General features: G+C 64.8%; 18 protein-coding genes. 7 read left to right on the plus strand and 11 right to left on the minus strand.

Translation table 11 applies throughout. From position 1 onward, the window contains the following. Positions 1-184: 184 nt before the first annotated feature. From P6U30_RS02955 to P6U30_RS02965, 3 genes are all read right to left on the minus strand, one after another. Entirely contained in the window at positions 185-2,413 is a 2,229-nt protein-coding gene (locus tag P6U30_RS02955; RefSeq protein WP_407168055.1) for an acetate--CoA ligase family protein, read from the minus strand. Positions 2,414-2,593: 180 nt separating this feature from the next. Continuing rightward, positions 2,594-3,163: a class GN sortase gene (locus tag P6U30_RS02960; protein WP_407168056.1), complete on the minus strand. Its 570-nt coding sequence runs from the start codon at positions 3,161-3,163 to the stop codon at positions 2,594-2,596. Between the two features lie 138 nt (positions 3,164-3,301). Next, positions 3,302-5,521: a marine proteobacterial sortase target protein gene (locus P6U30_RS02965; protein WP_407170668.1), complete on the minus strand. Its 2,220-nt coding sequence runs from the start codon at positions 5,519-5,521 to the stop codon at positions 3,302-3,304. A 252-nt stretch (positions 5,522-5,773) separates the two neighbouring features. On the opposite strand from P6U30_RS02965, the gene P6U30_RS02970 reads away from it, so the two are divergent. Then, on the plus strand, positions 5,774-6,544 hold the full coding sequence (locus P6U30_RS02970) for a multiprotein-bridging factor 1 family protein (protein ID WP_407168057.1): 771 nt from the start codon (positions 5,774-5,776) through the stop codon (positions 6,542-6,544). Positions 6,545-6,860: 316 nt separating this feature from the next. On the opposite strand, the gene P6U30_RS02975 is transcribed toward P6U30_RS02970, so the two are convergent. The 3 genes from P6U30_RS02975 to P6U30_RS02985 form a co-directional block, all read right to left on the minus strand. Further along, positions 6,861-7,571, minus strand: a complete 711-nt coding sequence (locus P6U30_RS02975) for a DUF1614 domain-containing protein (protein ID WP_407168058.1) — start codon at positions 7,569-7,571, stop codon at positions 6,861-6,863. A gap of 533 nt (positions 7,572-8,104) precedes the next feature. Beyond that, the gene (locus tag P6U30_RS02980) at positions 8,105-9,325 is read right to left on the minus strand and encodes an ABC transporter substrate-binding protein (RefSeq protein ID WP_407168059.1); all 1,221 of its coding nucleotides are present in this window, start codon (positions 9,323-9,325) and stop codon (positions 8,105-8,107) included. 96 nt (positions 9,326-9,421) lie between these two features. After that, positions 9,422-10,963: an acyl-CoA synthetase gene (locus P6U30_RS02985; protein ID WP_407168060.1), complete on the minus strand. Its 1,542-nt coding sequence runs from the start codon at positions 10,961-10,963 to the stop codon at positions 9,422-9,424. A 216-nt stretch (positions 10,964-11,179) separates the two neighbouring features. Between P6U30_RS02985 and P6U30_RS02990 the strand changes: the two genes are divergently transcribed. From P6U30_RS02990 to P6U30_RS03000, 3 genes are all read left to right on the plus strand, one after another. After that, entirely contained in the window at positions 11,180-12,316 is a 1,137-nt protein-coding gene (locus P6U30_RS02990; protein ID WP_407168061.1) for an acyl-CoA dehydrogenase family protein, read from the plus strand. A 223-nt stretch (positions 12,317-12,539) separates the two neighbouring features. After that, positions 12,540-13,196: a glutathione S-transferase family protein gene (locus tag P6U30_RS02995; protein ID WP_407168062.1), complete on the plus strand. Its 657-nt coding sequence runs from the start codon at positions 12,540-12,542 to the stop codon at positions 13,194-13,196. A 183-nt stretch (positions 13,197-13,379) separates the two neighbouring features. Then, the gene (locus tag P6U30_RS03000) at positions 13,380-14,198 is read left to right on the plus strand and encodes a helix-turn-helix domain-containing protein (RefSeq protein ID WP_407168063.1); all 819 of its coding nucleotides are present in this window, start codon (positions 13,380-13,382) and stop codon (positions 14,196-14,198) included. A 197-nt stretch (positions 14,199-14,395) separates the two neighbouring features. Here the strand turns inward: P6U30_RS03000 and P6U30_RS03005 are convergent, their stop codons facing one another. After that, the gene (locus P6U30_RS03005; RefSeq protein ID WP_407168065.1) at positions 14,396-15,619 is read right to left on the minus strand and encodes an ABC transporter substrate-binding protein; all 1,224 of its coding nucleotides are present in this window, start codon (positions 15,617-15,619) and stop codon (positions 14,396-14,398) included. Between the two features lie 216 nt (positions 15,620-15,835). On the opposite strand from P6U30_RS03005, the gene P6U30_RS03010 reads away from it, so the two are divergent. From P6U30_RS03010 to P6U30_RS03020, 3 genes are all read left to right on the plus strand, one after another. Continuing rightward, a complete protein-coding gene (locus P6U30_RS03010; RefSeq protein WP_407168066.1) occupies positions 15,836-16,702 on the plus strand; it encodes a 3-keto-5-aminohexanoate cleavage protein in 867 nt (288 codons plus the stop codon). A gap of 154 nt (positions 16,703-16,856) precedes the next feature. Beyond that, positions 16,857-18,485 carry an acyl-CoA carboxylase subunit beta gene (locus P6U30_RS03015; RefSeq protein ID WP_407168067.1) on the plus strand — a complete coding sequence of 543 codons (1,629 nt, stop codon included), beginning with the start codon at positions 16,857-16,859 and terminating at the stop codon, positions 18,483-18,485. Then, complete coding sequence (locus P6U30_RS03020) at positions 18,482-20,470, plus strand: acetyl/propionyl/methylcrotonyl-CoA carboxylase subunit alpha (protein WP_407168068.1); 1,989 nt, start codon at positions 18,482-18,484, stop codon at positions 20,468-20,470. Before P6U30_RS03015 ends, P6U30_RS03020 begins: the two co-directional genes overlap by 4 nt. A 132-nt stretch (positions 20,471-20,602) precedes the next feature. Here the strand turns inward: P6U30_RS03020 and P6U30_RS03025 are convergent, their stop codons facing one another. From P6U30_RS03025 to P6U30_RS03040, 4 genes are all read right to left on the minus strand, one after another. Then, entirely contained in the window at positions 20,603-21,598 is a 996-nt protein-coding gene (locus P6U30_RS03025; protein ID WP_407168069.1) for an ABC transporter ATP-binding protein, read from the minus strand. Continuing rightward, the gene (locus tag P6U30_RS03030) at positions 21,595-22,596 is read right to left on the minus strand and encodes an ABC transporter ATP-binding protein (RefSeq protein ID WP_407168070.1); all 1,002 of its coding nucleotides are present in this window, start codon (positions 22,594-22,596) and stop codon (positions 21,595-21,597) included. The genes P6U30_RS03025 and P6U30_RS03030 overlap by 4 nt, the downstream gene beginning before the upstream one ends. Before the next feature lie 11 nt (positions 22,597-22,607). Next, the gene (locus P6U30_RS03035) at positions 22,608-23,501 is read right to left on the minus strand and encodes an ABC transporter permease (RefSeq protein ID WP_407168071.1); all 894 of its coding nucleotides are present in this window, start codon (positions 23,499-23,501) and stop codon (positions 22,608-22,610) included. 61 nt (positions 23,502-23,562) lie between these two features. Beyond that, positions 23,563-24,510, minus strand: coding sequence for an ABC transporter permease (locus P6U30_RS03040; protein ID WP_407149929.1), 948 nt, complete (start codon positions 24,508-24,510; stop codon positions 23,563-23,565). Between the last annotated feature and the right edge of the window lie 170 nt (positions 24,511-24,680).

Raw genomic sequence — 24,680 nt, forward strand, 5'->3', positions numbered from 1 at the left:
GCGCGTGCTTTTGCTACTTGTGAGTCGTAGGGTGGGCAAAGCGAAGCGTGCCCACCATCACGAGCCGTGCAAGGATGGTGGGCACGGCGCAAGAGCGCCTTTGCCCACCCTACGATCTATCCCCTTCGAGACAGCCGCTCTGCGGCCTCCTCAAGGTGACGGTGATGGAGTGCGCGTGCTTTTGCTACTTGTGAGCCACCGCCGCCTTCTTCGCCGCGGCGTTGTTCAGCACGATCAGGCCGTCGACGGCGACGCCGAGCTTGGCATTGATCAGGAAGGGGTTGACGTCGATCGAGGCGATCCGGCCATCGGCATCCGCCATCAGATTGGAGAGGCCGACCAGTGCCTTCACCGCCGACGCTTCGTGCAGCGCCGGCTTGCCGCGATAGCCCCTCAGCTTGATACCGGCCTTGGTCTTCGCGATCAGCTCTTTGGCTTCGGCCGCATCGAGCGGTGCGCCGGCGAGCGCGACGTCCTTCATCAGCTCGATATCGACGCCGCCGGTCCCGAACAGCACCACGGGCCCCATTTCGGCATCGAGCGAGGCGCCAACCACGAGCTCGAGGTCGGCCTTGACCTGCTGCGCGATCAGGACGCCTTCAAGCTTCGGCTTGCCCTTGAGCTTCTTGACCCGCGCCGTGATGTCGTTGAAGGCCTGCTTCACCTCGGCTGCGCTGTTGAGGTTGAGCACCACGCCGCCGACGTCTGACTTATGCAGGATGTCCGGGCTGACCACCTTTGCGACCACCGGAAAGCCGATCGTCTTGGCGATCTTTGCGGCCTCCGCCGCGGTCTGCGCGACCTCTTCCCTGGAGATCGGAATGCCGTAGGCCTTGAGCAGCTTCTTCGAGGCGACCTCGTCGAGCGCGGCGGCGCCGTCGGCGGCCTTCAGCGTCTTCTCCAGCAGAGCACGCGCCGCAGGCTTCGAGCTCGACACGATGTCGGGCACCTCCTTGCGCAGGCCGGCATAGTCGATCAGCGACTTGATGGCGCCGACGGCGCGGTCGAGGCCCTGCAGCACCGCGATATTGGGCAGGCTCTTGCGCAGCCCCTTGGTGAAGTCGGTGAAGCCGATCGACATCGCGCTGATATAGATCACAGGCTTGTTGGCCTGGCCCGCCATCTCATTGACAATGCGCAAATTGCGCTCGCGCAATTCGTGCGGCGCCTTCGGCAGCTCGGCATCGATGATGACGATATCGGTGTCGGGATCATCGATCATGATCTTGATCGACTTCATGTAGACGGACGGATCGACCACCGCGGCGAAGCCGGCATCCAGCGGGTTGCCGACAATGCTGCCGGGGCCGAGCATCCTGGCGAGCTGTTCCGACGCGTGCGGGCTCAGGGCCGCAAAATTTAGGCCGGCGGAATAGAAGGCGTCGATCAAGAGGCCGCGCTTGCCGCCCGACAGGGACACCGCGGCAAGGCGATTGCCCTTCGGTGGATCGGCATGCACGAAGCATTCCGTGGTCTCGATCAACTCGTCCAGCCCGCGCACGCGGATCACGCCTTCGCGGGTCGAGATCGCATCGAAGGTCTCGATCGATCCGGCGAGCGCCCCGGTATGCGCCATCGCGGCGGCCCGGCCGCCTTCGGACGCGCCGAGCTTGAGCGCGATCACCGGCTTGCCCGCCGCGCGCGCCGCCTTGCAGGCGTCGCGGAACACCTTCGTATTCCGGACGCCTTCGAGATACACCACGATGACGCGGATGCTCGGATCGGCGGCGAAATAGGCCATCAGGTCGGGCGTCTCCAGCCCGGATTCGTTGCCCGTCGTGACCATGTAGCCGACGCCGACGCCGCGATCCTCCAGCGCCTGGCGGATCGCCATCACGATCGCGCCGGACTGACCGGCGACGGCGACCGGGCCCTGCGCCATGGTGACGATGCGGTCGTCGATATTGGTGAACAAATTCTCGCCGGCGCTTAAGTTGCCGAGGCAATTCGGGCCGGTGACCGCAAGCCCGGTCTCCTTGATCGCCTGCTTCAGCTCGACCGCAAGCCGCTGGCTCTCCTCGTCCTGCAATTCGCTGAAGCCTGATGTGACGATGGTCGCCGATCGCGCGCCGGCGGCGGCCGCGTCGCGGATCACCTGCACGGCAAAGCGCGCCGGCACCAGCACCAGCACGTGGTCGGGCTTTTCGGGCAGGCTGGCAAAGTCCTTGTAGCAGGTGACGCCCCAGATCGTTTCGCGCTTGGCGTTCATCGGGAACAAGCCGCCCGCATACTTGTACTTGATCAGGTTGTTCCAGATCCGCTCGGCGTAGTTGCCGGGCTTGTCGGTGGCGCCGACCAGCACGATGTTGCGCGGGTGCAGCATCGCGTGAATGCTCTTGACGATGTCGCTGGCATCAAAGGGCGGCGTCCATTTGGAGGAGGGATGAGACGCGGTGCTTGCGAGAGCTTCCATGGAGCCTGCCCTTATCCTTGTCTTTGTTGTCTTTGTTTCCTCTGGCCGACGGTCGATCGCCGTTGGTCCCGATTGTCATTGTTTTTATGGCGCAGGAAAGAGGGGCGTGACAACTCACGCCGGCGCACATCAGGGCATCGCATCGCGATATCCCGGCTGGCGCAAAATTCATGGACTGGATCAGGAACCCGGTTCGATCAGGGTGGCATGCAGCAGATAGCGGTCCGGGCCGGATGTCAGCGCGTCGAACGGCCAGCAGGTCGACAGCACCAGCTCATGCTGATCCGTCAGGGGATCGATCCCGGATTGATCGAAGCGGACGACGGCGCTGCGATCGGCCCGATAGCGGAATGTCCTGCCGTCGCTTCGCGTGACATCGATCTCGTCGCCAATAGCGACATCCTTCAGGAAGCGAAAATGGGTGTCGCGATGCGCGGAGTAGACCGCGACGCCGCGCTCGCCGGCATCGACCGTCTGCTCGAGGTGGCCAGGACCGAAGGCCAGCGCCTGGCCGCTGCTGCCGGCCAGCGCGATCGCGGAGGCGTGGAGGCGCTTCACCTCGATCCGGGCGACCGGCCAGGTATCGGCCCAACTCCACGGCTTCACGGGATGTCCGGTGGCGATGGTTGTTTCGAATGCGCGCTCCAGCAGCACCTGCGCGAGCAGCGCCTTGGCATGGATGTAGGCGCCCTGGCCGAACAGGATCAGGCCGATGAGCGCGAAGACGAGGGAAGGGATGAAGCGGGGCATCCGTGAAGCTCCTCGTCATTGCTTCGCTCGCAATGACGGCTGGAGAGAATGACTGCGCGCGCGGCCCTTGGGGACGGGTGAAGGCCGCGCGCGCTCTTGAAGGAGGAGGTCGGGGGCGCCTCCTCCTTTCATCCGACGTCAGTTGGGCGACATCTGACGCCGGTTGAACACCAGCATGAACAGGCTGACCATGAGCAGGATCACGCCCGCGATCATTTTCAGCTCGGCATCGGTTGCAGTCTTCGGGAGCTGGACCGTGGGGGCAGCAGTGACCACCGGCATCGGCCGCTTCAGCGCCGCAACCTGCACCTTGCCATCGCTTGCGTCGGCGCGGCGTTCGGTCGGGGCGAGCGGAGCGTGCGGACGCTCGCCGAACACCTTGGCGAAGTCCCAGCCGGCGGGCAGGTTGAGCGGCAGGTCGGCGAGCTTCAGCGGCTCATCCTCGGGACGGCTCGGTGTCTTGTCGACGGCGACGAGGCTGGTGAGCCTTGTCACGAGTTGATGCTCCAGCGCGAGCGCCAGGATCGTCTTGTCGGCGTCCTCGGGACTCACTTGGCGCGTGGTGCGCGCGACCTCGGCATCCGCGATCTTGCGGCGCGCCCACAGTTTCGAGAGGCTCTTGCCTTCGGCGGCATTCGCGAGCGGCAGCGTGACGCTCCAGGGACGGTCGCCGATGCGGCCCTTGATCTCGACCGAGCCGGCGAGCCTGTCGAGCTTGGCGGCAAGGACCAGCGGCTCGTCGCGATAGACGTCCGGGATCGCCGAGGGCGTCAGATCGGCGGTCGCCTCGGAGAATTTTGCGGAGAGGTTCGTGATTGCCGGGTTCTCCAGCTTGGCGAACAGGCTGCGCATGCGCTCCTCGACCTGCTCGACCGACCCGATATGGGTGAAGGTGCCGCGGCCGAGCTCGGCGGCGCGCGTCATCAGATAGGTGTTGGGCGCCGAGCCGATCCCGACCATGAACACCCGCGAGCGGCCGCGCAGCGCGCTGATGGTCTCGAACAATTGCTGCTCGTTGCCGACGGCGCCGTCGGTCAGGAACACGACCTGGCGGACGTAGCCGGCATCGTCATGGTTGGTGTCGGATAGCGCCGCGCGCATCGCCGGCAGCATCTCCGTGCCGCCGCGGGCCTGCAACGCGCTGACAAACGACGTCGCGTTGGCGACGTTGCCGCTCGTTGCCGCAACAGGCGTCGGAAACAGCACATCCATGGTGTCGTCGAAGCGGATCACGTTGAAGCGATCGGTCGGCTGCAAGCGGCCGAGCGCGTAAGTGAGGCTCGCCTTGGCCTGGATGATCGAAGTGCCGCCCATCGAGCCGGAATTGTCGATCACGAAGATCACCTCGCGCGGCAGCGGCTTCTCGCTCGCCTGCTCGACCGAAGGCGGGGTGACGAAGGCGAGCAGGTAGTCCGAATTGCCGACATGCTCGCGGAACAGTCCGACCGACGGCGCCGTTTCGGCGGCCGGCTTCCAGGTCAGCTCGAAGTCACGATCCGCGGGCACCGGGCCTTCGGCCAGCTTGATGATGCGCGTGGCGCTGTCGGGGCTCTCGATGTTGACCTTGTGAAAAGCGCTTCTCACCTCGCCGAGCGGAAAGCCTGCCTGCAAATGCACCGTGATGTTGGTCGGATTGATCGGGGCACTCTCGGCGGGATCGAGCACCGGCGGCGAGATGCGGTCGCGATCCGGGACGGGATCGGTCGCAGTGGTGCCCCAGCCATGGCCACCCGCGCGCAGGTCGACGCTCTGCACCACCGGCTGCGGATTGTAGCGCGGGCCGACCACCATCGGCACCCGCAGCGAGAACTCGTTGCCGTTCTGCTGTACCGGCTGCTGATATTCGATCTGCACCAGCACGGTCTCGCCGGGGCCGATATTGGCGACCGAGTTGGTGAAGATGTTCGGCCGTTCCTGTTCGGTGAGCGCGGCTTTCTGACCGTTCTGCTTGGCCTGCTCGTAGATGGCGCGGGCTTGCTGCCGCTCCTTGATGTCGCCGACCACGACGTGGTTGCCGACCACCATCTTCAGCGTGTCTACGGCGCTGCCGGCCGGCAGCGGATAGACATAGGTCGCCTCCATCCAGTGCTGCGTCGGGTTGCGGAAGAGCTGGGTGACGCGGGCGCGCACCGTCGGGCCCGACACCGTGAGATCGACATCGACGCCGAGCCGCATTGCCTCGGCATAGCCGTCGTCGGTCTTGAGCAGCAGCGAGCCGGAGCGTGCATCGGCCGGCCGCAACACGGCCTGCTGCGGCTGTTCCGCCGACCACACCGGATCGAAGCTCAGGAACAGCGCCGCAAAGCCGATCACCAGCGCGGCGACGCCTTCGACCAGGAAGAACAGCAGGATGCGCATCCGGCGCGACAGCCGCATCCGCCGGCTGCTCTGACTTACATCGCAAATCGTCATTTTCATCACTCCCGAGCGAGGTGTTCGCTGCCTCGCAATCATGGAGAGCCGCCGCTTTGGCGCGAGCAGAATGATCGGCAATGATTGGCCGCGGCCCGGCGCGGTCAGCCGGCGGTCGCGACGGGTTTGTGCGGTTTTGTGATGGCTTGTCCGGTCTGCTAGACTGGGACAATCGATCAGGGAATCGAAGGGAATTCGATGTCGACGCCGGACAAGCAGCTTTCTGCCGAGCAAAGCCGGCAAGTGGCGGAGACCATTCGGGAAGAAATCGCGCGCCGCCGCATATCGCGGCAGACGCTGGCCGAAGAGGCAAAGCTCAGCCTCTCCACCCTGGAAAAGGTGCTCGGCGGCCGCCGCCCGTTCACGCTCGCGACCACCGTGCGGCTGGAGCAGGCGCTCGGCGTCTCCCTGCGCAAGCTGCCGGCGGCCAGTGCTCCAGCCCCCATCGTCGAAGCGAATGGCGAGATCGCGCCGGATGCGCTGGGAGCCTATGCGCGCCGCGCGGTCACCTGGATCGAGGGCGTCTACGTCACGGTGCGCCCGTCCTTCGGCGAGAAGGACGCCGTCTATGCCTATCGCACCGAGATCGCCTGGGACGCCGCGGTGTCATCGCTGACCTTCCGCGAGGGCGAGCGCCTCGATGCCACCTACGCGCAGTTCGGCGAGGTCGCCGTCCCGAACCAGTCGGGCTTCATCTATCTCGTCACCAACCGGCACGGCCAGCATCGCCTGATCACGGTGTCCCGTCCGCGCATCACCGGCGAGATGTACGGCATCATCACGACATTGCTTGCTGGCCGCGGTTCGCTGCTGACGCCGATTGCGGCGCCGATCGCGTTCCTGCCGGCGAACAACGTGCCCAATCCAAGCGTCGGCCGGGTCTCGGCCGGCGATCCGAATTACGACGTCTATCGCGAGCATCTGCGGCGGACGATCGATGAGCCGTTTGCGATCTTCATGCCGGGATAAAGGATCGAGCCCAGCGACGGTGGATGGCGCGAGGCTGGAGCGGGATGAGTTTGGGTTGAATCGACTCGCGGCGGCTTCGGTCGACCTCTCCCCGTCGGGGAGAGGTCGGATTGCATCGTCAGATGCAATCCGGGTGAGGGCCCTTGCGCTCTCGATAGACCGTAACCCCTCACCCGATTTGCTGCGCAAATCGACCTCTCCCAAGGGAGAGGTGACCTCCGCCGCTGTTTCAGATCGAGCTAGTCCCATCATGCTTTAAAGCGCGATGAGAGGTGAAGCACCACCCCGCTCCGGCTTAATCGTATCTCATCACGCTTTAGGCCGGCCGCGGGCTCGTCGGTGCGACGATCCCGGCGAGCAGCACGGCCAAGATACCGGTCAGAAAAATGCCGTCGAACGTGCCGGCCCCGCCGATCGAGGCGATCGGCGCGCCGAGGCTGCCGATCTTGCCGAGGTTCAGGAGGTCGGCGCCGAGTAGCGTTCCCATCGAGCCGCCAATATAGGCGAGCGGCGCGGCGTATTCGCGTGACAGCAGCAAGGCGAGGATTGCAGTCGCGATGACGGGAACGAACACGGGCACGGCGATCCCGATTCCCTGCACCGGCGTCGCGCTGACATGCACGATGAACGCAATGACCGCTACGGCGATCGCTGCCCTGAGCCAGAGCTGATAGCGAAGCACGAGATAGGTGGACATCACGGTGGGAATCACCGCGCCGCCGACATTCACGGCGAGGATCGTGCTGGGTGACATCACATAGGGCACGACATAGCGCATGCCGAAGAAGTCGACGATCTCGCCCGATCGCACCGGCGGTCCGGGCAGCACCGTGATCGGAATGTTGAAATAGCTGCCGATCAACGAACCGAACAGCAGCAACAATGCGACCCCCGGACCGACGCCGAGACGCATATAGGCATATCTGAGGATGCGAAGCTGGATCAGGATCACCAGCGCCACGGCCACCAACACCAGGATCGAGAAGAATCCCGGCGTCAGTGGTAGATACTGAACGTTCGAATCCATCGGCTTTGACCGTTGGTCTTGACTTTCTCTGTGTTCTTAGTTGGGAACTCCAACAGCGGATCACAAGGACAGGTCAGAGTCCCGTCATCCTGAGGAGGCGCAGCGCCGTCTCGTAGGATGGACGGCCCCGATGCGTCGACCGGGAGAGAGCCGGGCCGTCGACCCTTCGAGACGGCCGCTACGCGGCCTCCTCAAGGTGACGGGTCTATGTTCGTCATTGCGAGCCAACGGGTCGTGCGAATGCGCGCCGGATGACAGGCTCTCCGCGAAGCAATCCATCGTGCTGCGTATGCGGACGAATGGATTGCTTCGTCGCTTCAGCGCAAAATTGCTTTGCAATTTTGTCGCGAGCTCCTCGCAACGACGGGCTGCAAAGATTCACAGCCTCTCAGGGTGACGGTGAGAGAGCGTCGCTGCGTGGCCATGGCGGCCTAGCCTCAAGCCGCGGCATTACGGGGAGCTCGACAAGAACGAAGCCGCCCGGATAGGCGGCTTCGCGACACTCCGACGTTTGGTCGTTGACCGAATGGCCCCTAGCCGCCGGTCTCCGCGCTGATGATGTCGCCGAACAGCTCCCACTGCCCGTTCTTGAACCGCATCATCTTGAGCTGCTCGATCGGGGCGAAGTCGGTGGCGCTGGTGTTGACCCTGATGCCGGGGATCAGCGTGTCGGGCGTGAAGTCCTTCAGGCTCGCGGCCTGCTTCATCACGTTCTCCCGTGTGAGATTGTCGCCGCACTGCTTCAGCACCTGCACCATGGTCTGCGCCGCGGCGTAGCCATAGACCAGGTTGGCATCGGAGATGTTGGCGCCCGGCATGTACTTCTCGATGAAGGCCATGAACTTCTTCATGCCCGCATCATCCTTCCATTGCGGGTCGGAGGCATCCTTCAGATAGCCGGCCGACAGCACGCCTTCGGATGCCTCGAGGCCGGCGGGCTTCATCACCGCGCCGATCGAGATCGACACGTCGGTCATCACCTGCATCGGCTTCCACTGCAACTCGGCGATCTTCTTGATCGCCTGCGCGGCGAATTTCGGCGTCGAGATGTTGACGAACACGTCGGCGCCGGTCTCCTTCAGCTTGACGATGTGGGAATCGATCGACGGTTCGGTGGTCTCGTAGCTTTCCTCGGCGACGATCTTGGCGGACGACTTGCCGAGAACCTCCTTGAGGCCGGCCAGGTAGTCCTTGCCGAAATCGTCATTGGCATAGAAGATCGCGATCTTGGCGTCCGGCTTGGCCTGGAGGATGTACTTCCCGAAGATCCGCGCTTCGACGCGATAGCTCGGCTGGAAGCCCATGGTCCACGGGAATTCCTTCGGATCGTTCCACTTGCTGGCGCCCGTGGCGAGGAAGAGTTGCGGCACCTTCTTGGCGTTATGATACTTCTGCACCGCGGTCTGGGTTGGCGTGCCCAGTGCATTGAACACCAGGAACACCTCGTCGCTTTCGATCAGCTTGCGGATCTGCTCCACCGTCTTCGGCGGCGAGTAGCCGTCGTCATAGGAGATCCAGTTGATCTTGCGGCCGTTGATGCCGCCCTGATCGTTGATCATCTTGAAATAGGCTTCCTCGGTCTTGCCGATGATGCCGTAGGCGGAAGCCGGACCGCTATAAGCCTCGACATTGCCGATCTTGATCTCGGTGTCGGAGGCGCCGGTGTCGTATTTCTTTTGTGCGAAAGCGGCCTGGGTCGAGAGCAGGCACAGCGCCGTAGCGGCCGCAAGCAGCGACAGTTTCTTGGTTATCATAAAGGCATTTTCCTCGATTTGATTTTGGTTGGGGACTTACGCAACTCGCCCGTGACCGGTCCCGATCGACGGTTACGGGGCAACTCGTTTGCGGGATCATGCCGCCGTATCGGTCGGCTTCGGCTGGCTGAACTGCTGCCGGAGCGTCGGCTTATGGATTTTGCCCGTCGCATTGCGCGGCAGGGCGTCAATGAATTCGATCAGGCGCGGGCATTTGAAGCGCGCCAGATTGGCCTGGCAATGGGCGTGAACCTCGGCCGGTGTCAGCGAATGGCCGGGCTTCACGGCAATGATCGCCATCCCGACCTCGCCCCATTGCTCGTTCGGGATGCCGATCACCGCGGCTTCGGCCACGGCCGACAATTGATGCAGCACGCTCTCGACCTCGGCCGGATAGACGTTCTCGCCGCCGGAGATGTACATGTCCTTCCAGCGATCGACGATGTAGTAGAAGCCATCCTCATCCATCCGCGTGGCGTCGCCGGTATGCAGCCAGCCGTCGGTGAAGGAGGAGGCGTTGGCGTCCGGCCTGTTCCAGTAGCCCGGCGTGATGTTCGGTCCCTTGACCCAGAGTTCGCCGAGCTCGCCAACCGCTGCGTCGGCGCCGTCGGGCCGCACTATTCGCACTTCCGTGTGGAGCACCGGCTTGCCGGACGAGCCGGCCTTGCGTGCAGCATCCTCGCGGTCGAGCACCATCACGGCCGGCGAGGTCTCGGTCATGCCGTAGCCTTGCTGCAACGCGACGCCGCGCACTTCCCAGGTCTTCAGGAGCGGCACCGGCATCGGCGCGCCGCCAACCCCGCCGACGATCAGGCGGCTGAAGTCCGTGGTCGCGAACGCCGGATGCTGCGCCATGAACTGGTAGATCGAGGGCACGCCGAAGAACACGTTGATGCCCTGCGCGGGATCGCTGATCAGCCTGAGTGCCTCACCCGGATCGAACACGCGCATGATCAGCACGGTGCCGCCGGCATGCAGCACCGGATTGGTGTAGCAGTTCAGCCCGCCGGTGTGGAACAGCGGCAGCACCGTGAGCAGCACGGACGACGGCGAGATATAGGCCGGGCCGCCGAGATTGACGCAATTCCAGAACGTCATCCCGTGCGTGATGATCGCACCCTTCGGCTGGCCTGTGGTGCCGGAGGTGTACATGATGGTCGAGATGTCATCGAGCATCACCTCCTCGAACCGCGCGAGCGGCGTCGCTGCTGCGATGCCGGCCTCATACGACCCGCCCGGTCCGAGTCGCAGCGTCGACGTCACATTGCAGAGCTTCGCCACCGCAAGCGCGGTCTCGGCGAGATCGTCGTCGTGGATCATCACCTTCGGCGAGGCGTCGCCGACGATATAGTGCAGCTCGGGGACGGTGAGGCGGGTGTTGAGCGGCAGGAAGATCGCGCCGATCCGGAAGCAGGCGAACTGCACCTCCAGCGTATCGGTGGTGTTCAGCGCGAGCACCGCGACACGGTCGCCGCTGGTGACCTTGAGTTCGTCGCGCAAATGGCCGGCCAGGCGCGAGACGCGCATGTCGAGCTCGGCATAGCCAAAGCGGCGCCCGCTGGCGAGATCGACAAGCGCGATCTTCTCCGGCGTGCGCCTGCAATGATGCGCGATCCAGTCGTAATAACGAACCGGCACGTTTCCCTCCTCCCGGAACGGCAGTCTTGCGCCGCCTGTTCCTGGCCCAATTGATGGCATGGATCGGCAGTGGAGGGGGCTTGGCCGGATACTGTCTTGCGTTTAGTGGCTGGAGATGGCCAGGCTGGCCTCGGCCGTGCCGGGACAGCCACTCGACGCAAGTTAGCGATGAGAAATCCGGACATCGTCGGCTGCGAGAATCAACGGAGCGCGCGGATGGCAAACCCGTTCTATACCAGCGAGCACGAGGCCTTTCGCGAGGTGATGCGCCGCTTCGTGGCGAAGGAGATCGAGCCTTTCGCCCATCAATGGGACGAGGCGGGTGAGTTTCCCCGGGAGCTCTATGCCAAGGCTTCCGAGATCGGGCTGCTCGGCCTCGGTTTTCCGGAGGAATATGGCGGGGTAGCCGCCGATCAATTCATGAAGATCGTGGCCTCGCAGGAGCTCGCGCGTGCCGGCGCCGGCGGCGTCAGCGCGAGCCTGATGAGCCACACCATCGGCTCGCCGCCGATCGCGCGTGCCGCGCGGCCCGAGGTGAAGGCCCGGGTGCTGCCCGAGGTGCTGGCGGGCCGGAAGATCTCCGCGCTCGCGATCACCGAGCCGAGCGGCGGCTCCGATGTCGCCAATTTGCGCACCAGGGCGCGGCGCGAGGGCGATCATTACATCGTCAGCGGCGAGAAGACCTTCATCACCTCAGGGATGCGTGCCGACTATCTGACGGTCGCGGTGCGCACCGGCGGCGAGGGCGCCGGCGGCGTCAGCCTGCTCTTGATCGAGGGCGATACGCCGGGCCTCTCCCGCACCAAGCTGAAGAAGATGGGTTGGTGGGCCTCCGACACCGCGACCTTGCATTTCGACGCATGCCGGGTGCCGGTGGAGAACCTGATCGGCGAGGAAGGCCAGGGTTTCAAGATCATCATGCAGAACTTCAACAGCGAGCGCATGGGCATGGCGGCGGGCTGCACGGCCTTTGCCCGCGTCTGCGTCGACGAGGCGATCGCCTACGCCAAGGAACGCAAGACCTTCGGCAAGCCGATCGCCCAGCATCAGGTGATCCGTCACAAGATCGTCGACATGGCGCAGAGGGTCGCGGCCTCGCAGGCGATGCTGGAGATGCTGGCATGGCGGCTCGGCCAGGGCGAAAGCCCGGTCGCGGAGATCTGCATGATGAAGAACCAGGCGACGCAGACCATGGCTTACTGCGCTTCCGAGGCGGTGCAGATCTTCGGCGGCGCCGGCTTCATGCGCGGCGCCAAGGTCGAGCGCATCTATCGCGAGGTCAAGGTCAACGCCATCGGCGGCGGCACCGAGGAGATCATGAAGGATCTGGCCTCGAGGCAGATGGGATTGTGATCTTTGCGGCCGCGGAACTGCGAGCGAGCGGCTTCCTCCCTGAAAGGCAGCTCGTTCGGCCGCCATCGGCTACTTTGCATGGGGTTGTTTTCGATATTTTTCAGCGCGCCCTGCCCTTTCGGGGGAGCGCGCCTAGGAATGACGAAGGAGAGAGCGTATCACCTCCGGCCATGGACATCCTGCACGCCGGCTTGCGGGGTATGAAGCGAAGGGGGAATGCCTGATGATCACGCTGTACCACTGCGACGCCGCGCGCTCATTCCGCCCGTTGTGGATGCTGGAAGAGCTCGGGCTGCCCTATGAGTTGAAGATGCTGCCGTTCCCGCCGCGCGTCTTCGCCAAGGACTATCTCGGCATCAATCCGCTCGGCACCATCCCCTTCATGATCGACGGCGAGACCAGGATGACGGAATCCTCCGGCATCTGCCATTACCTCGGCACCAAATATGGACCCTCGCCGCTGATCGTCGGCATCGACGAGCCGGCCTATGGCGCCTTTCTGAACTGGATGTATTTCTCCGACGCCACGCTTACCTTCCCGCAGACGCTGGTGCTGCGTTACAGCCAGCTCGAGCCGGAGGAGCGGCGCAATCCACAGGTCTCGGGCGACTATGCAAAATGGTTCCTCGGGCGCCTGCGTGCGGTCGAGGCTGCTGCGGCGAATTCCGAATTCCTCTGCGCGGGACGCTTCACCGCCGCCGATATCGCCAACGGCTATGCACTCAGGCTCGCCAGCAATATCGGGCTTGCCAAGGATTTCGGGCCGAATGTCGTGGCCTACTGGGCCCGGCTGCAGCAGCGCGACGGCTATAAAAGGGCGGTGGCTGCGGAGCAAAAAGCCGGGGTCGAACAGAACGTTGCACCAAGGGTGCGGCCCTGATCCTCACCCCCGTCATTGCGAGGAGCCAACGGGTCGCGCGAATGCGCGCCCTTCTGGCTCGCAATGGCGACATCTCGTATTGGCTCCGTTTCCGGAATTATCTCCTCCAGTGACAGACCTCGAATTTGCGCTATGGTAGCCGCCGTCGCAGTGGCCAAAAGAGCCGCGCGAGGAGGAACCGCCATGGACGCCACCGTGCACGCGAAACACCAAGACTCCGGTCACCGGATGCTGATCACGCCGGAACGGGTGTTCTACGCCGGCCTGCTCGGCCGTCCGCGCGAGCGCTGCCCGGGCGCATTCTATGTTTATGTCGCGATCCGTGACGGCCTACATTTGTCGACCAGCGACGGCCGCCAGTTTCATGGTGAGCTCGCCGTGACCATGCCGAACCTGCGCCACACCATCACCAGCGAATACCGCTCCGCGATCGCCGTGGTGATCGAGCCGGAAAGCGTACCCGACGGGACCCTCGAAGCTGTCGCTCGTCGGCTGCAAGGGCCGGACTCCGGCCTGTTCGCGAGTCGTATCCGCGCTGCCTATGCGACGCTCGCCGAGATGCAATATCGCGATGCGATCTCGAACGCCGAGTTCGACACCATGTGCTTCGGCGACGCGCTGCCGCAGCGCGCGCTCGATCCGCGCGTCGTGCGCGCGATCGCCCGCATCGGCCGGTTTTCCGGCGAGCCGGTGACCGCGGCGGGCTGTGCGGCGGAAGCGGGGCTATCGCCGTCGCGCTTCCTGCATCTCTTCAAGGAGGAGACCGGCATCTCGTTCCGCTCTTTCCGCGCCTGGAAGCGCGCGCGGCATCTGCTGCACTTCGCCAACCAGGACATCAACCTCGCGCACCTCGCACAGGACATCGGCTATCCTGACTCGACCCATTTCAGCCACTCGATCCGCCGCTTCTACGGCCTGAAGCCGCGCGCGATCTTCTCCGGCTCGCGCGATCTCGCGATCTATCGCACCGGGCAGGTGGTGAGCGAACCGGTATTGACTTAGGCCTCCCGCGGCATCCGCTTGCGCAGTCCCGCCTCTCCCCTTGTGGGAGAGGCCGGATTGCATCGTCAGATGCAATCCGGGTGAGGGGTTGCGGTCTATCGAGGGACCTGAACCCCTCACCCGGATTTTCCGCTGGCGCGCAAAATCCGACCTCTCCCACAAGGGGAGAGGTGAAGAGAGCCGCTAACTCGCATTTTTCACAAATTCGCGCCCTCGATCACCTCGCCGAACCGCAGCCATCCGTCGCCCTCGATGCGCTGCAACTGGAGCTGCCGCAGCGGGTGGTGGTTAGTCGGGCTGGTGTTGACGCGGATGCCGGGCAGCAGCGTCGGCACCTCGATATCCTTCAAGCTGTTCGCCTGCGCCATGATGTTGTCGCGGCTGAAGTTGCCCCTGCATTGCTCGAGCACGATCTTGAGCACCTGCGCCACCGTGTAGGCATAGAGGTTATAGCCTTCCTTCGGATTGCCGTCGGCAAAGTACTTCGCCATGAACGCGAGGAAATCCTTCACGCCGGGGTCATTGGCCCAGGCCGGATCGGCCACGTCCTTCACATAGGCCGACGAAATCGTGCCCTGCGCCTTGTCGAAGCCGACCGGTGCGATGGTCGACGAGATCGAGGCGGCGCCGCTGGCGATGAAGTGCATCGTCTTCCAGCCGAGCTCGTGGATCTTGCGGATCGACTGCGCGGCGAATTTCGCTGTCGTGCCCGAGATCAGCACGTCGGGATTGGCGCCGCGCAGGCTGACGATCTGGGAATCGATCGTGGGATCGGTGACCTCGTGCGAGGCCACGACGGCCGAGCTTGCGAACCGCTCGCCCAGCACGTCCTTGGCGCCAGCGACGAAATCCTTGCCAAGATCGTCGTTCTGATAGAGCACTGCGAATTTCGCGTCCTTGTTGCGGCTCAGCGCATATTTGACGAACACCTGCGCCTCGGTACGCGCGCTCGGCGCAAAGCCCATGGTCCAGGGATAGGTCTTGTAGTCGCCCCACTTGTCGCCGTTCACCGACAGGAACAGATGCGGGACCTTGGCGGCATTGATGTATTTGACGACAGCCGAATTCGGCGCGGTGCCGAGCATGTTGAACAGGAAGGCGACATTGTCGCTTTCGATCAGGCGGCGCACCTGCTCGACCGTCTTCGCCGGATTGAACGCGTCGTCGTAATAGATGTAGGTGATCTGCCGGCCGGCGATGCCGCCCTGCTCGTTCAGCATCCTGAAATAGGCTTCCTGGCAGCGCGCCTGCACGCCGAGCGCCGACACCGGTCCGCTGAGTGACGTCGTGCTGCCGATCCTGATCTCCGTCGCGGTGACGCCCGGCGTGTCGTCGGCGAAGGAGGGGCGGAGGCCGGTGAATGCAGTGAGGCTGGTGCCTGCCGCGCCTGCGAGCCATGTGCGCCGGTTGATCGAGACCATGACGTCCTCCCCGCGATGCCGGCTTGTCGTGCCGGGCTTTTGCTCGCCGCAAATCTAACGCGCTGCGTTGCTGTCCGTCTTGTGTTGACCGGCTGGTGACGTGTCGCCGCGCGAGCGCATCGGATTAGCCAGTCAACGCAAGAACGCGCGGAGACAAATTTCTCATCATGAGGAAATCAGCAGCACGCGTGCGCTGCAACCTGGACAAGCGACATCATGAGCGACAAGGCCGTCATCACCTGCGCGCTGAACGGCGTGCTGACCGATCCGAAGCAGCATAACGTTCCGGTGACGCCGGAACAGATGGCGCGCGAGGCGAAGGCCGCGTTCAACGCCGGCGCCAGCATCATGCACATCCATCTGCGCCAGCAGGAGCCGAACAAGGGTCACCTGCCGTCGTGGGAGGTTGGTGTCAGCAAGGAGATCCAGCAGGCGATCCGCGAGGCCTGCCCCGGCGTGATCATCAACCACACCACCGGCACCTCGGGTCCGAACTATCAGGGCGCGCTCAACTGCGTGCGCGAGACCCGGCCCGAGATCGCTGCCTGCAACGCGGGCTCGTTGAACTATCTGAAGGTGAAGGCCGACAACACCTGGGCCTGGCCGCCGATGATGTTCGACAATGCAGTCGAGAAGGTGCAGGATTATCTCGATGTCATGCACGAGGTCGGCACCATCCCCGAATTCGAGTGCTTCGATGTCGGTATCGTGCGCTGCGTCGGGATGTACCGGCAGACCGGCATGTATTCCGGTCCGCTTGAATATAATTTCGTGATGGGCGTCGCCTCCGGCATGCCGGCCGATGCCGAACTGCTGCCGATCCTGCTCAAGTTGAAGGCGCCGGAAGCGCATTGGCAGGTTACGGCGATCGGCCGCGCCGAGATCTGGCCGCTGCACCAGCGCGCTGCCGATCTCGGCGGCCATCTGCGCAGCGGGCTGGAGGACACGTTCTATCTCGGCGATGGCACGAAGGTGACGTCGAACGGACAACTCGTGGAGGCGCTGGCTGGGTGTGCGAGGCGCGCTGGCCGCGATATTGCGAGCCCGGCCGAAGCGCGACAGATTTTTGGGGTCCGGCACTAGCTCTAGGCCGTCGTCATTGCGAGCCAACGGGTCGGGCGAACGTGCGCCCCATGACAGGCTCAGCGAGGTAATCCATCTTGCCGTACGAGGAAAAGAGTGGATTGCTTCGTCGCTGCGCAATGACCGGAACAAGAGGCGCCACGGAGCAAACTTAATGGCCATTATCGAGAACACCATCGCAACCGGCAGTGCCGCCTTCCAGGCCAACCGCGACGGCATGCTGGCGCTGATCGCGCGGATGCGTTCGCTGGAGGAGCGGACGCGCACCGCGTCTGCCGCAGCAAAGGAGCGCTTCCACAAGCGCGGCCAGCTCCTGCCGCGCGAGCGCGTTGCGCTGGTGCTCGATCCCGGCTCACCCTTCCTCGAACTGTCGACACTCGCCGGCTACATGTTCGACGTATCAGATGCCGACAAGAGCGTGCCGGGCGGCGGGCTGATCGCCGGCATCGGCTTCGTCTCCGGCATCCGCTGCATGGTCAGCGCCAACGATGCCGGCATCGATGCAGGCGCGCTGCAACCCTATGGCCTCGACAAGACGCTGCGGGTGCAGGAGCTCGCGCTGGAGAACAAGTTGCCCTATGTGCAGCTCGTCGAGAGCGCGGGCGCCAATCTGCTGCGCTACCGGGTCGAGGATTTCGTCCGCGGCGGCAACATCTTTCGCAATCTGGCGCGGCTGTCGGCGGCGGGGCTTCCGGTCGTCACTGTCACCCATGGCTCATCGACGGCCGGCGGCGCCTATCAGACCGGCCTGTCCGACTACATCGTGATGGTACGTGGCCGCACCCGCGCGTTCCTCGCCGGGCCGCCTTTGCTGAAGGCCGCCACCGGCGAGATCGCCACGGAGGAGGAGCTCGGCGGCGCCGAGATGCACACCTCGATCTCGGGCCTCGGCGACTACCTCGCCGAAGACGATCGCGATGCACTTCGCATCGCGCGCGACATCATGGCCAAGCTGCCTTGGGACCGACCTCGGGACCGTCCGAAGCCGGAACCAGCCGCGGGCAAGCCGCCGCGCTATGAGGCGGAGGAGCTGCTCGGCATCATGCCGATGGATCACAAGCGTCCCGTCGACATGCGCCAGGCGCTCGCCCGCTTCATCGACGATTCCGACTTCACTGAGTTCGGTGCCAATTATGGCCCGGCGACAGTCTGCGGCCACGCCCGAATCGAGGGCCACGCCATTGGGATCATCACCAACAACGGCCCGCTCGATGTGCCCGGCGCCAACAAGGCGACGCATTTCATCCAGGCCTGCTGCCAGTCGCGCACGCCGATCCTCTATATGAACAACACGACCGGCTACATGGTCGGCAAGGCCTATGAAGAGGCCGGCATGATCAAGCACGGCTCGAAGATGATCCAGGCGGTGACCTCGGCGACGGTGCCGCAGATCACGCTCTATTGCGGCGCGTCGTTTGGCGCGGGCAATTACGGCATGTGCGGCCGTGGCTTCCATCCGCGCTTCTGCTTCTCCTGGCCGAATGCCAAGACGGCCGTGATGGGCGGCGAGCAGGCCGCCGAGACCATGGCGATCGTCACCGAGGCGGCCGCCGCGCGGCGCGGCAAGCCGATCGAGAAGGAGAAGCTCGACGCGATGAAGGCGCAGATCACGGGTGTGTTCGACAGCCAGATGGACGTGTTCTCGACCAGCGCGCGCGTGCTCGACGACGGCGTGATCGATCCCCGCGATACAAGGAGTGTGCTCGCCGAGGTGCTCTCGATCTGCCGCGAGGCGGAGGCGCGCAAGCCGCAGCGCATGCAGTTCTCGGTGGCGCGGCCGTGAGCGGGGCAGCAGTGAAGCGGACGCCGTTCTTCAAGATCCTGATTGCCAATCGTGGCGAGATCGCGCTGCGCATCATGCGTAGCGCGCGCCGGCTCGGTTATGGCGTGGTTGCAGTCTATTCGGATGCCGATCGCGATGCGCTGCATGTGCGCGAGGCCGATCAGGCGGTGCGAATCGGCGCGGCACTGCCAGCGCAGTCCTATCTCAAGATTGATGCGATCATCGCCGCGGCGAAGGCGAGTGGCGCCAGTGCCGTGCATCCGGGTTACGGCTTCCTTGCCGAGAACGAAGAGTTCGCGCGGGCCTGCCGCGACGCCGGGCTCGTCTTCATCGGCCCGTCGCCGGAGGCGATCCGGGCGATGGGCAACAAGGCCGGCGCCAAAGCGATCATGCGAGAGGCCGGCGTGCCCTGCGTGCCGGGCTATCAGGGCGCCGACCAGAGCGAAGCCGCCATGCTGGCGGAAGCCAAGGCGATCGGCTTCCCTGTCATGATCAAGGCGGTGGCCGGTGGTGGCGGGCGCGGCATGCGGCTGGTGGCGGATGCCGCGGCGTTCCCGGATGCGCTGCGCAGCGCGCGCTCGGAAGCGCAGGGCGCGTTCGGCGATCCGACCGTGATCCTGGAACGTGCGATCGTCGACCCGCGCCACATCGAAATCCAGGTGTTCGGCGACCGCTACGGCAACGCGATCCACCTCGGCGAGCGCGATTGCTCGGTGCAGCGGCGGCACCAGAAGCTGATCGAGGAGGCGCCGTCGCCGGCCGTGACGCAAGAGCTGCGCGCGCGGATGGGCGCGGTCGCCGTGCAGGCGGTGAAGGCGATCGGCTATGAAGGCGCCGGTACGCTGGAGTTCCTGCTCGATCGCGATGGAAGTTTTTATTTCATGGAGATGAACACGCGGTTGCAGGTCGAGCACCCCGTGACCGAGGCGATCACCGGGCTTGACCTGGTCGAGCTGCAGCTTCGCATCGCGAGTGGCGAGCCGCTCGGCCTGGGGCAAGAGAACATCACCTTCACCGGCCATGCCATCGAGGTGCGGCTCTGTTCGGAGGACGCCGAGCACGATTTCATGCCGCAATCCGGTACGATGGCTTTGTGGCAGGTGCCGGGCGACGCCCGCGTCGAGCACGCGCTGCAGTCGGGCGCGGAGATTCCGCCCTTCTATGATTCGATGATCGCGAAGATCATCAGCCACGGCACCACCCGCGACGAGGCGCGGGGCAAGCTGATCTGCGCGCTGGAGCAGGTCGCGGCGTTCGGCGTCACCACCAACCAGGGCTTCCTGATCGACTGCCTGCGCCATCCGGTCTTCGCCAGGGGCGAGGTGACCACCGCCTTCATCAGCCAGAACCGCGACGCGCTGCTGGTGCCGCGCGCCGATCAAGGCCGCGACGTCGCGCTTGCGGCGCTGCTGCTCTACGTCACCAACCCGCACGCGCCGCCCTGGCAGCGCGGCCGGTCGCTCGCCGCGACCTTTCCGCTCGGCTTGCGGATCGATCTCGGCCACGGGGTGCAGGAGATCGAGATCGTGCGCGAGCGTGACGGCAGCTACGTCGCGAGCCGCAACGGTGATCGCTTCGGCTTCGAGATCGATGAGCTCGGGCCGGACAGCATCCGGTACCGCCGCAACAGGTTGATGGAATCAGCAAGATTCCTGCGGGATGGCGATCGGCTCTTTATCCTGCATCGCGGCGTCACATTGTCGGTCCGCGACCTCACGCTGGCGCCGCCCGAGAGCGCTGCGGCCGCCGGCGGTGACGGCAAGGTCCGCGCCGCCATGAACGGCCGTGTCGTGTCGGTGCTGGTGAAGGCCGGCGACAAGGTCGCCGCCGGCCAGCCGGTGATGACGCTGGAGGCGATGAAGATGGAGCATGTGCACACAGCCGGTGTCGCGGGCACGGTGTCGTCAATCGACGTCGCCGAGGGCGAGCAGGTGACGACAGGGAAGATTGTGGTGGAGATAGAGGCGGCGGAGGCGGCGGCATAAAGATCGTCGTCCCGGCGAAGGCCGGGACCCATACTCTGCGGCTGGCGTTGTGAACGGGACTCGTCGTTCCAGCGGTATGTAGCAATCAACATCGGTGGTTATGGGTCCCGGCTTTCGCCGGAACGACACTGATCATGAGGCCGCACGCCCCGTCCCGTCATTGAGCCAGCACGCCACCTGGTGGCCGGTGCCGGCCTCCTTCAACGCCGGACGCTCGGTCTTGCAGCGGTCGATGGCGAAACGGCAGCGGGTGTGGAAGGCGCAGCCGGAGGGCGGATTGATCGGGCTCGGCACGTCGCCTTCGATCATGGGCGCCAGCCGCTTGGACTTGGGATCGGCGATCGGCACCGAGGCAAGCAATGCCTGGGTGTAGGGATGGCGCGGGTTGGCGAACAATTCGTGCTTGTCCGATATCTCGACGATGCGGCCAAGATACATCACCGCGACGCGATGGCTGATATGGGCGACCACCGCAAGATCGTGGGCGATGAAGAGGTAGGAGAAGTTCTGCTTGCGTTGCAGGTCGATCAAGAGATTGATCACCTGCGCCTGGATCGAGACGTCAAGGGCCGAGACCGGTTCGTCGCAGACGATCAGGCGCGGACCGAGCGATAGCGCCCGCGCGATGCAGATGCGTTGGCGCTGGCCGCCGGAGAACTGATGCGGAAAGTTCTTCATCTGGTCGGGCCGTAAGCCCACCTGCTGGAACAATTCCGCGACGCGTTCCTGCTTTTTCTTTCCGGTCGCGAGGCCGTGCACGGTCAAGGGCTCGCCGACAATGTCGCCCGCCGTCATGCGCGGGTTGAGGGACGCAAACGGATCCTGGAACACGATCTGCATCGAGCGGCGATACGGCCGCAGCGCGGTCTTGCTGAGCGGCGCGATATCCTCGCCATCGAGCTTGATCGCACCGCCGGTCGGCTCGATCAGCCGGAGCACGGTGCGCGCTACGGTGGACTTGCCGCAGCCGGATTCGCCGACCAGGCCGAGCGTCTCGCCCGCGCCAAGCGAGAAGCTGACGCCGTCGACCGCATGCACGGTGCCGATTTGCCGGCGCAGGACGCCGCCGCGCACCGCGTAGTGCTTGACGAGATCGGTGACCTCCAGGAGCGGACGCTGCTCGGTCATGATGCCTCCGCCATCTCGCCGGCGCGCCAGCATGCCGCCCAGTGATTGGGCCTTGCCTCCTCGAGCGGCGGATAGGCCTGGCGGCAGCGATCGATCGCGAGCTTGCAGCGCGGCGCGAAGGCGCAGCCGGGCGGCAGCTTGGTCAGCGACGGCACCATGCCGGGGATTTCGGTCAGCCGCGCCTCGGTCTTTGCGCCGAGCCCAATCACCGCCGGCATGGAGGCCATCAGTCCGCGCGTATAGGGATGCAGCGGTGTTTCGAACAGCGCCTCCACGGTCGCTTCCTCGACCTTCTTGCCGGCATACATCACGATCACGCGCTGCGCGGTCTGCGCGACGACGCCGAGATCATGCGTGATCAGGATCAAGCCTGTGCCGAGCCGCTTCTGCAGATCGACGATCAGGGCCAGGATCTGCGCCTGGATGGTGACGTCGAGCGCGGTGGTCGGCTCGTCCGCGATCAGCAGCGCCGGCCGGCAGGCGAGCGCCATCGCGATCATCGCGCGCTGGCGCATGCCGCCGGAGAGCTGGTGCGGATATTCCTGCGCGCGGCGCTCCGGCTCGGGAATCCGCACCAGGCGGAGCATGTCGACGGCCTGCTTCCAGGCTTCCTTGTGGCTCGCCTTCTGATGCAGGCGCACCGCTTCGATGATCTGGTCACCGATCCGCATCACCGGATTGAGCGAGGTCATCGGCTCCTGGAAGATCATGGAGATGCGATTGCCCCTGATGTCGCGCATCGCGGCCTCATCGAGGGTCAAGAGGTCGGTGCCTTCCAGCGTCACCGAGCCGCCGATGATGCGGCCGGGCGGATCCGGCACCAGGCGCATGATCGACAACGCGCTGACGCTCTTGCCGCAACCGGATTCGCCGACGATCGCCAAGGTCTCGCCGCGGCGGACGGAAAACGAGACGTCGTCGACCGCGCGGAACAGCCCGGAATTGGTGAAGAACACCGTCTGCAGGTTCTTTACGTCGAGAACCGTCTCTGTCGCCATTGGCTCGCTCATCAGCCGCGCTGCCTCGGATCGAGGATGTCGCGTAGGGCATCGCCGAACAGATTGGTGCCGAACACCGCAAGGCTGATCGCAATGCCGGGGAAGATCACGAGCCACGGCGCGGTGCGGACATATTCGGCGGCGGATTCAGACAGCATGCGGCCCCAGGATGGGTAGGGCTCGGGAATACCGAGCCCGAGGAACGACAGCGACGCCTCGGTGAGAATGGTCGAGCCGAGCTGGGCGGTGGCGAGCACGATCAGCGGCGCGATCGTGTTCGGCAGCACGTGCCGCAGCGCGATCCGCATCTCGCTCATGCCGATCGACTTGGCGGCTTCGACGAAGGGCTGCTCGCGCAACGCCAGCGTGTTGGCGCGGATCACGCGGGCGACGGTCGGGATCAGCGGGATCGCGATCGCCAGGATCACGTTCGGCAGCGACGGGCCGAGCGCCGCGGTCATGACCAGCGCGAGCACCAGGAGCGGCAGCGATTGCAGGATGTCGGTGACGCGCTGGAACACCAGATCGACCCAGCCGGAGAGGTAGCCGGAGGCAAGGCCAACCATCACGCCGAGCGACGCGCCCAGCGCCGTCGAGCCGATGCCGACCGCAAGCGAGATCCGCGCGCCGTGGATGATGCGGCTCCAGACGTCGCGGCCGAAGGAGTCGGTGCCGAACCAGTGCAGCGCGGAGGGGGCGGCGAGGCGGTGGGCAGAATCGACACTGAGCGGGTCGTAGCGCGAGATCAGGTCGGCGAACAGCGCCATCCACACGAACATCAGCATGATGGCGAGACCGATCGTGCCGAGCATGTAACGTTGCGCGAGGAAGACCAGCCGGCGCCAGCCGCCGGTGGCGTTGGCGCCGGCGCGTCGCAATTCGGCTTCAAAGTTGATCGTCGCCACGTTGTCTCTCTAGTTGAGCATGATCTTTTCGGAACGCCGGTTCCCACTTTTCCGGATCATGCTAGTCTCCGAACCGGATGCGCGGGTCGATCGCCGCATAGAGCATGTCGACGATGAAATTCACCATCACGACGACGACGGCGATCAGCATCACCAGGTTCTGCACGATCGGATAATCCCGCCAGCGCAGCGCCTCGACCAGGAAGCGGGCGATGCCGGGGATGTTGAACACGGTCTCGGTGACGATCAGGCCGCCGATCAGGAACGCGGCCTCGATGCCGATCACGGTGATGACCGGCAGCACCGCGTTCTTCAGCGCGTGATGGTAGTTGACGGAGGCTTCCGACGCACCCTTGGCGCGGGCAGTGCGGATGTAGTCCTGGCGCAGGATCTCCAGCATCGAGGAGCGGGTGATGCGCATGGTCAGCGCCGCGCTGCGGAAGCCGACCGCCATCGCCGGTACGGCATAGATGGTGAACGCCTCGACCCAGGTCCTCGGGTTCGGATTGAAGATCGGCATGGTGCCGAACATCGAGACCGAGGCCATCAGGATCAACAGACCGAGCCAGAACGCCGGCAGTGACAGGCCGCTCAGGCTGACGACGCGCAAGGTGTAGTCGAGCCGAGAACCCTGATGTACGGCGCTGATCACGCCGAGCGGAATGCCGATCGCGGCGGAGAACAGCAGCGCCAGCCCTGCGAGCCGCGCCGTGATCGGAATCCGGGGCAGGATCTCCTCAAGCGCCGGCTTCTCCGAGACATAGGAATAGCCGAGGTCGCCATGCAGCAGGCCGCCGATCCAGTGCAGATATTGGATCACGATCGGCTGGCTCAGCCCGAGCTCGTGCTCGATATTGGCCTTGTCGGCGGGATCAACGAAGCCCGCGGCGTCGAACAGGATGTCGACGATATTGCCGGGCACCACCCGCAGCAGCACGAAGATGATCACCGAGATCCCGAACAGGGTCACGAGCATCAGGAACAGGCGCCGGACGATATAGGCAAACACCCTTGGATCTCTCCTTTAGTTGCCGACGCGTTACAAGATGACGTTTGCTTGAATTGACACGGACGAGGTCTCCACATCTCCCCAGCGGCGGCAGGGCAATCGCATATGGCGTCTGCGGAGGTTGTCCGCGGGCTCCCTTCGCCTCTCCCGCTTGCGGGGGAGGCCGACGC

Source organism: Bradyrhizobium sp. ORS 111 (assembly GCF_045571485.1).
In the GTDB taxonomy this organism is placed as follows: Bacteria; Pseudomonadota; Alphaproteobacteria; order Rhizobiales; family Xanthobacteraceae; genus Bradyrhizobium.